Here is an 11,572-nt window from a genome sequence, read left to right as displayed (position 1 = left end):
GGCAAAGCGGTTCCCGTCGCCTACCTGCTGCCTCCGCGCACCTTTCCATCGCGGCCCCGATCTGAAATCATGGGCCGGAGCGAAACCGGATGTGGTGACGGCATCCGGGAACCGGGAGAGGGAGGCGCGCCGCGCCGTGATCCAGTTCGAAAATGTGGAACTCCGCTATCCCGGGAGTCCGGCCATCCTGCGCGACGTGAATTTCGACGTCGAGGAAGGCAGCTTCCAGTTCATCACCGGGGCGAGCGGGGCCGGAAAATCCAGTCTTCTCAAGCTGATGTATCTTGGGCTGAAGCCGTCACGCGGGCGTCTTACGCTGTTTGGCGAGAACGCTACGGCGATTTCCCGCGAGGGCATTCCGGCGCTGCGCCGGCGGATCGGCATCGTCTTCCAGGACTTCCGGCTGATCCCGCATCTGAGCGCGCTCGACAATGTCGCCCTGCCGCTCCGCATCGCCGGCGCCCGCGAATCGGCGATTCGCGAATATGTCCCCGAGCTGCTCGAATGGGTCGGGCTCTCAGGTCACCTCGATGCCTTGCCGCACACGCTCTCCGGCGGGCAGCAGCAGCGCGTGGCGATCGCCCGCGCGGTGATCGGCCGGCCGCAGCTGCTGCTCGCCGACGAGCCGACCGGCAATGTCGATGACGGGGTCGCCGTGCGCCTGCTCTATCTCTTCGAGGAACTGCACAAGATGGGCACCACGGTGCTGATCGCGACCCATAACCGGGCCCTCGTCGAACGCTTCTCCCATCCCTGCATCAATGTCGAGGAAGGCCGCGTCGCGCTGGTGCGCGGACTCGGTGTCCGGCGCCCGTCGCCGCGTCCGGTCGGAAGCGGCAGCGGCGAGCAGGCCGACCGGCGGCGCGGAGGGTGAGGCGATGGCGCTGATCACCCGCGGCGACATTCCGCTGAACCAGGACCCCTCGGCCCGCTACCTGCCGTGGCTGCTCGGCATCATGTGTTATTTCGCGGTGCTTGCGACGGTCGGCGCCGTGACCTCGTACCGCCTCGCCGCGCGCTGGGATTTCGCCCTCGGCAGCGTGGTCACGGTGCAGCTGCCGGCGGCCGAGCCCGGGATCGACGACACACTGGAGATGGAACAGGCGATCCGCATGATGCGCAGGCTGCCGGGCCTTGTGAGGCTGCAGCGTGTAGACCCGTCTGAAAGCGCGCATCTTCTGGCGCCGTGGCTCGGCCCCGATCTGGTCCGGGACCTGCCGCTGCCGCGCCTGTTCGACCTTCATTTCGAACATGAGCCCACGACCGAACTCGCGTCTTTCGAGAGCCGCCTGGCGGAGCTCTATCCCGGGGTCTCGGTCGATGCGCACAGCCGCTGGATGGGGCATGTCGCCAAACTGACCCGGGCGGTGGAGGCGATGGGATTGACCGTGCTCGCGCTGGTCATGAGCGCGTCGGTGATCGCGGTCGTCTTCGCGGTCAGGACTTCGGTCTCGATCCATCGCGAGGTGATCTCCATCCTGCATCTGATCGGCGCCCGCGACGGATACATCGCCTCGGAATTCCAGGCCCATGTCCTGAAGATGGCCCTGCGCGGCGGGATCGTCGGCGGTCTGCTCGCCGTCGGGACACTGGCCGCGATGGCGGCGCTGCTCGACCCCGACACGGCCCGCAGCCCCGGTCTGCTCGGCACCGCCATCGGCGGTCTGCCGGACGATCTCGTCGAATGGGCCTTCATCGTCGCCGCGCCGCTTCTCGTTGCTTTCGTTGCCTGGGTCGCCGCGCGCTTCTCCGTCATGGGTGCGCTTCGGAGGCTGAACCCGTGACCGCGCAACCGCAGGAGGGGAGCCGGGCGGGGCTGACCCAGTCCGTTCGGACCTGGCTGCTGCGGGCCGCGATCGGCGCCCTTGCCGTGCTGCTGCTCTGGATCGGCGGTTTTCTCTGGTTCCTCGCAGCGATGCCCGCGGAAGCGCCGGACGCGAGTCCGGAGGCGGATGCCATCGTGGTGCTGACCGGCGGCAGCCGGCGGGTCCCGGTCGCGGTCTCGCTGCTGCTCGACGGCCGCGCCCGCGCGCTGCTGGTGACCGGCGTGAACGATATCGTCGGGCCGCCGGCCTTCCGCGCGGCGATGGCGGAAAGCGGGCTGACGGTCGATCCGCAGACGATGGCCTGCTGCATCGCGCTCGGCTACGGCGCGCATGACACGATCGGCAATGCGGAGGAGGCGGCCGCCTGGATGAAAGCGGGGGGCTACCGCTCGATGATCCTGGTCACCTCGACCTACCACATGGCGCGCTCGGCGATGGAGTTCCACGCGGCGATGCCGGAGGTCGAGATTTACGAGCATCCCGTCCGTCCGGCCCCGCCGGGGCTCGACGACTGGTGGACCTCGCCCGACTCGCGGCTGCTGATGTTCTCGGAGTTCGTGAAATACCAGGCCGCCTGGCTCCGGGTGACCGCCCGGTCAATGATGCCGGGCTAGAGTCACTTCGAGTCGCAAGACGGCGTATCAGGTGATAGACTTCCTCAATGGGCGCATATATGTTGTGCGTCCCCTGTGATGGTTCACAAAATATAGTGTTTCAAGAAACGAGACGGACACGCCCGGAATGACGTCCATTGCGCCGATTTCCCAGCAGATCTGGGACATGAAATACCGCCTCAAGAAGCCCGACGGCGAGCCTGTCGACCGTACGATCGAGGAAAGCTGGCAGCGTGTTGCGCGCTCCCTCGCCGCGGTGGAGGGCGATTCCGAAGCCTGGGCGGAGAAGTTCTATTCCGCGCTGGAGGATTTCCGCTATCTGCCCGCCGGCCGCATCTTCGCGGGCGCCGGCACCGGGCGGCAGGTCACCCTCTTCAACTGTTTCGTCATGGGAACGATCCCCGACGACATGGCGGGGATCTTCGAGGCGCTGAAGGAAGCGGCGCTGACGATGCAGCAGGGCGGCGGCATCGGCTACGACTTCTCCACGATCCGGCCGCGCGGCGCGCGCGTGCACGGCGTCGGCGCGGACGCGTCCGGCCCGCTCTCCTTCATGGATGTCTGGGACGCCATGTGCCGCACCATCATGAGCGCCGGCTCGCGCCGCGGCGCCATGATGGCGACCCTGCGCTGCGACCATCCGGACGTCGAGGCCTTCATCGAGGCGAAGCGCGATCCGGCGCGGCTGCGCATGTTCAACCTCTCGGTGCTCGCGACCGACCCCTTCATGCAGGCGGTGAAGGAGGACGAGCCGTGGGATCTCGTCTTCGACGGCACGGTCTACAAGACCATCCAGGCGCGCGATCTCTGGGACAAGATCATGGCCGCGACCTATGCCTATGCTGAGCCGGGCGTGATCTTCATCGACCGCATCAACAAGCGGAACAACCTCTATTACTGCGAGACCATCGCCGCGACCAACCCGTGCGGCGAGCAGCCGCTGCCGCCCTACGGCGCCTGCCTGCTCGGCTCGATCAACCTCGCCCGCTTCGTGAAGAACCCGTTCGAGGAGAATGCCGAGCTGGACATGGACGAGCTCGCCCGCGTGGTGCCGCTCGCCGTCCGCATGATGGACAATGTGGTCGATGCCTCGAAATTCCCGCTGCCGGAGCAGAAGCACGAGGCGGAGACCAAGCGCCGCATCGGCCTCGGCGTCACCGGCCTTGCCGACGCGCTGATCTTCTGCGGTCTGCGCTACGGTTCGCCGGAAGCCGTCGCGGCGACGGAGAAGTGGATGGCCGCGCTCCGCCGTCACGCCTATCTCGCCTCGGTCGAGCTGGCGAAGGAGAAGGGGCCGTTCCCGCTCTTCGACAAGGACAAGTATCTCGAGAGCGAATCGGTGAAGGAGCTGGACGAGGACGTGCAGGACGCGATCCGGGAGCACGGCATCCGCAATGCCCTGCTGACCTCGATCGCGCCGACCGGCACCATCTCGCTGGTCGCCGACAACGTCTCCTCCGGTCTCGAGCCGGTCTTCAGCTTCTCCTACGACCGCACGGTCCTGATGCCCGACGGCAGCCGCAAGACCGAGGAGGTCTCGGACTATGCCTACCGGCTCTACAAGCACATCATGGGTGAGGATGCGGAGCTGACCGACGCCTTCGTCAATGCCCAGACGCTGGAGCCGAAGGACCATGTCGCCATGCAGGCGGCGGTGCAGAAATACATCGACAGCTCGATCTCCAAGACCATCAACGTGCCGGTCGATATCTCCTTCGAGGATTTCAAGGACGTCTATCTCTCGGCCTACGAGCAGGGCTGCAAGGGCTGCACGACCTACCGCCCGAACGAGATCACCGGCTCGGTGCTGAGCGTCTCCGACGACAAGAAGAAGGCCGACGCCAAGGCGCCGGCGAATACGAACGAATCCGCCCCCGCCGCTGCGGCCAAGACCGATCCGGCACTCGACCCGCATGTGGTCTACATGTCGGAGCCGCTGGACCGGCCGGAGGAGCTGCCGGGCAAGACCTACAAGATCAAGTGGCCGGAGAGCGACCACGCGATCTACATCACCATCAACGACGTGATCCAGGCCGGCCGCCGGCGTCCGTTCGAGGTCTTCATCAACTCGAAGAACATGGAGCACTACGCCTGGACCGTGGCGCTGACCCGCATGGTCAGCGCGGTGTTCCGGCGCGGCGGCGACGTCTCCTTCGTGGTCGAGGAGCTGAAGGCGGTGTTCGATCCGCGCGGCGGCTGCTGGATGGGCGGCAAGTACGTGCCCTCCCTGCTGGCGGCCATCGGCGGCGTGATCGAGCAGCATCTGCACGATATCGGCTTCCTGAAGGACCCGGATACGCTGGAGATGGATTTCGGCGACAAGAAGAAGGCGATCGCGGTCAATGACGGCCCGGCCGCCGGCGGCCCGATCCCGAACCAGTGCCCGAGCTGCGCCTCGGTCTCGCTGATGAAGCAGGAAGGGTGCGATTTGTGCACGTCCTGCGGCTATTCGAAATGCGGGTGAAGGGTTAGAGCCCCTCACTCCCCCCCCCCTCAAGCCGTCATCCCGGACTTGATCCGGGACCTCATGCAGGATCGGATCCGATGCTCGACAAGGTCCCGGCTCTGCGGCCGGGATGACGTCTAGAACCGGGAGATGGCTCGGCGTGCCATCGCCCCTTCACCGTCATTCCGACGGAAGTCGGGATCCACTCTCTACCGGCTGGATCGACCGTGGGTCCCGATTTTCATCGGGATGACGATCTTGGTGTCCAGGGCTAGATCCGCCCGTCGTAGCTCTGCCGGTCGATGCGGCAGGCGCAGACTGTGAACGTGTCGGCCTTGAGCCCTGCCTTCACCGCCTCCGCCAGCGTCTCCCGGTCCTCGCACCAGAGGCCTCGCCCGCCGAGCGCCGTGGCGATGGCGACGAAATCGGTCTCGTGCATATCGACCCCGGCATTGCCGTAGCGCATCTCGCGCTGCTTTTTCTCGATCAGCGCGAGCGAGGCGTCGACGAAGACGACGACGATCACCGGCAGCTTCAGGTCGCGGAGCGTCACCAGTTCCCCAAGAACCATCTCAAGGCCCCCGTCGCCGGTGAAGGCGACGACCGGGCGGCCGGGCGCGGCGAGCGCGGCGCCGGTCGCGAGCGGCAGGGCGCAGCCCATGGTGCAGAGGCCGGTCGATTGCAGCACGGCGTGCGGCACCTGCGCTTCCCAGACCTGGCTCGCGAGGATGCGGTGGGCGCCGCTGTCGATGGTGAGCACGGTCTCCGGCGGGGTGCTGGCGCGCACCGTCGTGGTGATCGCCGCCGGACCCCAGGCCTCGTTCTGGCCGAAGGCGCCGGCGAGCGCGGAGCGGGTGTCGGCGATGACGGCGCCGGGCCATGTCGCGCGCGGTTCCACGCCCTCTCCGAGCGCCTTCAGGCTTTCGCCGACATGGGCATGGAAGGTCATCGAGGCAGTGTGCATGTAGGAATATTCGGGCGCGGCCAGCAGCTCGACCACGGTCTGTTTTTCCGGATCCCAGAGATTGCGCCAGCCGGTGCGCATCTCGATCGGGTCGTAACCGGCGAGCAGGATGAAATCGGCCTGCTCGATCACCGGCTTCAGATGCTTGTCTGCAAGCGGCGAAAGCCCTGCGCCGCCGAGGCAGAGCCGATCGTCCTCCGGCAGCACGCCCTTCGCCTTGTAGCTGGCGATCACCGGGGCGCCGAACTTGCGCGCGAATGCTGCCAGTGTTTCGGAGGCGTTCTGGTTCACCACGTCGAGCCCGGCGACGATCAGCGGACGTTCGGCTTTCGCCAGCGCCGCTCGGGCGGCCTCAAGCTCCGGTCCCGGCGCGGGTGCGGCAGGCAGCGGGGCCGGGCGGCGCACCGGTTTGGCCTCCGGCACCTCCGCCGCGGCGACGGCGATCGGCAGGTCGAGATGCACCGGGCCCGGCCGGTCGGCCAGCGCGAGGCGCACCATCTTGTCGATCAGCGCGTCGGCATTCTCCGCCGGCACCGTGACGCTCGCCTTGGTGACGGGCCCGAATACCTTGGTGTGGTCGAAGATCTGGTGATTGTAGGTCACCGCCTCGCCGTCATCGACGCAGCCGGTCAGCACGATCAGCGGCACCCGGTCCTGCTCGGCATTGGCGGTGACGTTGACCGCGTTCGCGGCGCCCGGCCCGACGGTGCAGACCAGCACGCCCGGCGCCCCGGTCATGTGCCAGACGCCCTCGGCCATGAAGCCCGCCGCGTTCTCATGCTTCGCCAGCAGGAAACGGATCCCGGCCTGCTCCAGCGCGTCGACCAGGGTCAGCACCTCGCCCCCCGGCACGCCAAAGGCATAGCGGACCCCCGCCTCGTAAAGGCGGCGGGCAATCACGTCGGCAACACGCATGGAAGGGGTCCTTATTCGGCGGCGATCCGGTTCGCGGTGTCTTTCTCGGCCAGCCGCAGATGGCCCTCGCGGGTCTGCGGCAGCTTGCGTTCGAGGATGCGGGAGGCGACCACGGTGCGCAAGATCTGCGCCGTGCCTCCGCCGATCGTGAACATGCGCGCATCCCGCTGCATCCGCTCCATCGGATAGTTGCGGGAATAGCCGCGCGCGCCGAACACCTGCAGCGCGTCGGTCGTGACCTTGATCGCCATCTCCGAGGCCATGATCTTGGCCTGGGCGGCGAGCGTGACGTCCGGGAAGGGACCGTTCGGGCCCTCGGCACTGGCGGCGGCGCGATAGATCAGCGAGCGGGCCGCCTCGAGCTGCACCGACATGTCGGCCAGCATCCATTGCAGGCCCTGGAACTCGGCGATCGGCCGGCCGAACTGTTCGCGCTCTCCGGCGAAGGCGAGGGCATGGCGGTAGGCGCCGGCGGCGACGCCCATGGCGACGGTCCCGGCGCCGACGCGCTGGGCGTTATAGGCGCTCATCAGGTCGGCGAAGCCGCGCTTGTAGCCGCTCGGCGGCAGCAGCGCCATGGAGGCCGGGACCTCGAGGTCCTGGAAGATCACTTCCGTTTCCGGAATGCCGCGCAGACCCATGGTCGGCTCGCGGGTGCCGATGATCAGGCCGTCGGACCTGTCCTTGTCGGCGAGGAAACCTCCGATGCCGAGCTCGGTGCCCTCCTCGTCGAAGACGCGGGCGAAGATCAGGTGCAGGCGGGAGACGCCGCCGCCGGTGATCCAGTGCTTCTTGCCGTTGAGGATGAAGGTGTCGCCGCGCCTGTCGGCGCGCGTGGTCATCTGCGTCGCCGCGCTGCCCGCATCCGGCTCGGTGATGCAGATCGCGAGCTTGTCGCCGGAGAGCACATGCTCGGCGCCAAGCTTCTTCTGCGCTTCCGTGCCGTAGGTCATGATCGCGGAGATCGCGCCCATATTGCCTTCAACGACGATGCGCCCGGTGACGCCGCAGGCCGCCGCCATTTCCTCGATCACCAGCACGGTGTCGAGATAGGAGCGCCCGGGACCGCCATATTCCTTCGGCACGGTCATTCCCATGAAGCCGGCCTCGGTCAGGTCCTTCACGTTATGCCAGGGATACTGCTCGCTGCGGTCGACCTCGGCGGCGCGGGGGGCGATGACCTCCGCCGCCAATGCGCGGGCGCGGGCCTGGAGATCCTTCTGGTCGGCGGACAGATCGAACAGCATGGGGCGTTTCCTCAATTTCCGGCGCGGACGTTCACGCGCCTCTCACGGTTCCGTGAAGTCTGGGCGCCGGAATAACTTCAGGCAAGTGCATTAGTCTGATATTTAAAATCAGAAAAACTGAAGTAGATGATGCGATGTCGCTGCGACGCCTGCAGATCTTTCTCGAAGTCGCCGCCCGCGGGAGTTTCGCCGCCGCGGCCGACCGGCTCGGTCTCGCCCAGTCGGCGGTGAGCATGCAGATGCGCACTCTCGAGGAGGAACTCGGGGCGGATCTCTTCGACCGCTCGCGGCGCCCCCCGGTGCTGAATGACCGCGGCCTCGCGCTGGTGCCGGAGGCGCGGGAGATTCTCGGCAAGTACGAGGATCTGAAACGCATCGTGCGCGGGGGCGGAGAGATCGCGGGCACCCTGCGGCTCGGCGTGATCCAGACCGCCAGTACCGGGATCCTGCCGGCGGCATTGACCCGGCTGCACGAGGCACATCCGCAGCTCCGGGTCAGGATCGAGAGCGGGCTCTCGTCGGGCCTGCTGGTCCGGGTGGCGCAGGGCGAACTCGATGCCGCGATCCTGACAGCGCCCGAGCGCCTGCCGCCGGAACTGAGGGGGCACCTGATCTTCGTGGAGCCGCTTTCCGTGATCGCGCCGCGGGACTTCTCCGGTGCGAACGATATGGAGCTGCTGACGCGCCATCCCTTCATCCGCTTCAACCGCCGCACCGGCGTCGGCCGCATCATCGAGCATGCCCTGCGCGACCGGTCCTTCCAGGTGGACGAGGCGATGGAGCTGGACGCGATCGAGCCGATCATCGAGATGGTCTCGCGCGGTCTCGGGGTCGCGGTGGTGCCGGCCTATGCGATCGGCGAGGCCGCGCGGGCGGAATTGCGGGTGCTTCCGTTCGGCGATCCGGCGGTCAGCCGGCGCGTGATCGTGGTGGAGCGGCATGTCTCGCCGCGCGCCGCGCTGACGGAAGTGCTGGTGGGCGCCCTGAGCGGCTTGCAGTAATGTTATAGTATAACATAATATCAGAATGCGCCAAAAATGAGATTGCGAACCATTCTCATCTAAGGCACATTCATCCGATCAGAATTTGGTGCCGCACGAACCGGCTCGCGGTCACCTCGCCCCAAGGAGAAATTCGGTGAACCTGTCCCTGAAACGCACAGGCGCGACTGTCGCGCTCGCGGCGCTCTCTGCCGCCTGGATTCCGTCTGCGCATGCCGCGGAGAAGCTCTCCGTCGGTATCGAAGGCTACATGACCCAGTATTTCGGATATGCGAACAACGACGATAACGGCGCCGCGACCGACACCACCGGGTTCGACCAGAAGTCGGATACGGAGATCGGCTTCGCCGGCGAATTCACCATGGACACCGGCCTGCAGGTCGGCCTCGAAGTGGTGATGAACGGCAATTCGGACAATGGCGAGCAGGTCAAGGACAGCTACGCCTGGACCGAAGCGAAGTTCGGCCGGCTGGAGCTTGGCAAGCGGGACAATGCGGCCGCGCAGATGCATTACGCTGCGCCGGATGTCGGGCTCGGCATCAACGATGCGGATATCGACGACTGGATTGACAATCCGACCGGCGGCGATTCCGATTCGGCCTTCAAGTCGACCTACCTCTTCCTCGGCGAGGACAAGGGAACGAAGCTCAGCTACTACACGCCGCGCTTCATGGACCTGCAGCTCGGCGTCTCCTACACCCCGGAATTCGAGCGCGACAACAACGCCCAGCCGGGCGAGGACCTCTATCACGACGGCATCGCCATCGGCGTGAACTATGTCCGCGACTTCGGCGAGGATACCTCGCTCGCGCTTGCTGCCGGGTTCATGACCGCCTCCGCGCCGAACGCCAGCGCCAGTGACGCCGAGGGCTACAGCCTTGGCTTCGAGGTCAGCCATGCCGGGTTTACCCTTGGCGGCTCCTACGCCAAGACCGATGGCAACGGCGCCCAGGGAACCGACACGGCGACCTCGCTCGATGGCGAGGGCTTCGATATCGGCGTCTCCTACGCCTTCGATCCGGTGACCGTCAGCCTCTCCTATTACAGGGGCGAGTTCGAGGACCAGGTCGCGGTCGCGGGCGAGAGCAAGAACGACACCGTGATGCTGTCGGCGAATTACGAGGTCGGCCCGGGCGTCAGCCTGATCGGCACGCTGTTCCACAGCAAGTTCAAGGACGAGACCGGCACCGAGAACAAGGGCACCGCCGCGCTCGTCGGCCTGACCATCGAATTCTGAGCGGAGCCCCCTGCCTCCGCCGAAGCGATCCGGCCGGGCCTCTGCGCCCGGCCGTTTTGCGTTCGGGGCGTGAGGGTGAATAACTCTCCCTCAATCGTCATCCCGGCGGAGGCCGGGACCCAGGGAGGCCACGCGGCACCGTTCGATCCTCTGGGCCCCGGCCTGCGCCGGGGTGACGACCGTTATTAATGGCCGGTTCAGCCCTGCCGGGTGCCCTCGAAGCAGAAGTTCTCCAGTTCCTCGCCGCGCGCGAAGCGGTCGAGATTGGCGGCGACGAAGGCCCAGCGGCGGTCGCTCATCTCATTGCTCCAGGCGGAGTTGTGCGGCGACATGATGATGTTGTCGAGCTTCTGGAAGGGGAACTTGGAGGGCCAGGGGTTGGGGTCCTTCTTCGAGGGATAGACGTACCAGACGTCGATGATCCCGCCGCGGATCCGCTTGGTGGATAGCGCCTCGTAGAGCGCGGCCTCGTCGATCACCGGGCCGCGGCCGACATTGCAGATCACCGCGTCCGGCTTCATCCGGTTGAAGGCGTCGCGGTCGATCATGCCGCGCGTCTCCTCGGAGAGCGGTGCGGTGACGACGACGAAATCGCTTTCCTGCAGCAGCGTGTCCAGCTCGTCGGTGGTGCCATACCAGTCGACCAGGCCCGGCTCGTCCCGCTTCGTGCGGGAGAGCGCCATCACCCTCATGTCGAAGGCCTTGCAGCGTTTCGCCACCTCGCGGCCGATATGGCCGTAGCCGACGATGCCGACGGTCTGGCCGCGCATTTCCCGGTGCATCGGGCCCTTGGAGATATCGCGCCCATTGTAGGACTGGGACCGCATCATCGGATGGGTCTCTCGCATCAGGCCGAGCTGGAACTCCAGCATCCCGGCCAGCACATGCTCGGCGATCGTGGTCTCGTGCTCGAAGGTGTTGCAGAAGACGGTGCCGGCCGGCACCTCTTCCGGCGTGATCCAATCGTAGCCGGTGAAGGGGATCTGGAACAGCTTCAGCGGAATGCCCTTGGGCAGCTCCGGCACGCCGCCGCCGACGATCACGTCGACATCCCCGACCCGCTCGCGGAAGGCCTCCTCGCCGTCATCCTTCGCCCAGGTGACGATGTCCCAATCGGTCGTCAGGTGCTTCTTCAGCAGATTGTAGCGCGGGCTGTCTTTCGGCTGGGTCAGGAGCAGTTTGAGCGGCTTCGTCACGGGGGCGTCTCTTTCGGGTTCCGGAAGGCGGGAGGCCGCCTCGGGCGACCGTGTCCGACATAGCCCGGTCGACCGTACCGTACAAGGCTCCCTGTGGGCACGACTGGAGGGACTTCACGGGAACAA

9 protein-coding genes are annotated in these 11,572 nt (G+C 66.6%); 6 read left to right on the top strand and 3 right to left on the bottom strand.

What is annotated here, in order from left to right:
• The first annotated feature begins 136 nt into the window (after nucleotides 1-136).
• The 4 genes from ftsE (at nucleotide 137) to JJ959_RS04630 (ending at nucleotide 4,904) form a co-directional block, all read left to right on the top strand.
• Complete coding sequence (ftsE, locus tag JJ959_RS04645; RefSeq protein WP_292880134.1) at nucleotides 137-874, top strand: cell division ATP-binding protein FtsE; 738 nt, start codon at nucleotides 137-139, stop codon at nucleotides 872-874.
• Nucleotides 875-878: 4 nt separating this feature from the next.
• Nucleotides 879-1,784: a hypothetical protein gene (locus JJ959_RS04640; RefSeq protein WP_292880132.1), complete on the top strand. Its 906-nt coding sequence runs from the start codon at nucleotides 879-881 to the stop codon at nucleotides 1,782-1,784.
• Nucleotides 1,781-2,440: a YdcF family protein gene (locus JJ959_RS04635; RefSeq protein ID WP_292880130.1), complete on the top strand. Its 660-nt coding sequence runs from the start codon at nucleotides 1,781-1,783 to the stop codon at nucleotides 2,438-2,440. The genes JJ959_RS04640 and JJ959_RS04635 overlap by 4 nt, the downstream gene beginning before the upstream one ends.
• Nucleotides 2,441-2,567: 127 nt before the next feature.
• Complete coding sequence (locus tag JJ959_RS04630) at nucleotides 2,568-4,904, top strand: adenosylcobalamin-dependent ribonucleoside-diphosphate reductase (protein ID WP_292880128.1); 2,337 nt, start codon at nucleotides 2,568-2,570, stop codon at nucleotides 4,902-4,904.
• 253 nt (nucleotides 4,905-5,157) lie between these two features.
• Here JJ959_RS04630 and JJ959_RS04625 read toward each other — a convergent pair whose 3' ends face one another.
• Nucleotides 5,158-6,765 carry a thiamine pyrophosphate-binding protein gene (locus JJ959_RS04625; protein WP_292880126.1) on the bottom strand — a complete coding sequence of 536 codons (1,608 nt, stop codon included), beginning with the start codon at nucleotides 6,763-6,765 and terminating at the stop codon, nucleotides 5,158-5,160.
• Between the two features lie 11 nt (nucleotides 6,766-6,776).
• Nucleotides 6,777-8,012 carry a 3-sulfinopropanoyl-CoA desulfinase gene (acdA, locus tag JJ959_RS04620; protein ID WP_292880124.1) on the bottom strand — a complete coding sequence of 412 codons (1,236 nt, stop codon included), beginning with the start codon at nucleotides 8,010-8,012 and terminating at the stop codon, nucleotides 6,777-6,779.
• Nucleotides 8,013-8,146: 134 nt separating this feature from the next.
• Between acdA and JJ959_RS04615 the strand changes: the two genes are divergently transcribed.
• Complete coding sequence (locus JJ959_RS04615; protein ID WP_292880122.1) at nucleotides 8,147-9,013, top strand: LysR substrate-binding domain-containing protein; 867 nt, start codon at nucleotides 8,147-8,149, stop codon at nucleotides 9,011-9,013.
• 136 nt (nucleotides 9,014-9,149) lie between these two features.
• Nucleotides 9,150-10,250, top strand: a complete 1,101-nt coding sequence (locus JJ959_RS04610) for a porin (RefSeq protein ID WP_292880121.1) — start codon at nucleotides 9,150-9,152, stop codon at nucleotides 10,248-10,250.
• 197 nt (nucleotides 10,251-10,447) lie between these two features.
• Here the strand turns inward: JJ959_RS04610 and JJ959_RS04605 are convergent, their stop codons facing one another.
• Entirely contained in the window at nucleotides 10,448-11,446 is a 999-nt protein-coding gene (locus JJ959_RS04605) for a 2-hydroxyacid dehydrogenase (protein ID WP_292880119.1), read from the bottom strand.
• Nucleotides 11,447-11,572 lie beyond the last annotated feature (126 nt).

Origin of the sequence: Nisaea sp., assembly GCF_017640745.1 — a bacterium.
Lineage (GTDB): Bacteria > Pseudomonadota > Alphaproteobacteria > Thalassobaculales > Thalassobaculaceae > Nisaea.
The sequence above is the reverse complement of the archived record's forward strand: the minus strand, read 5'-3'. Positions and strand labels throughout refer to the sequence as shown.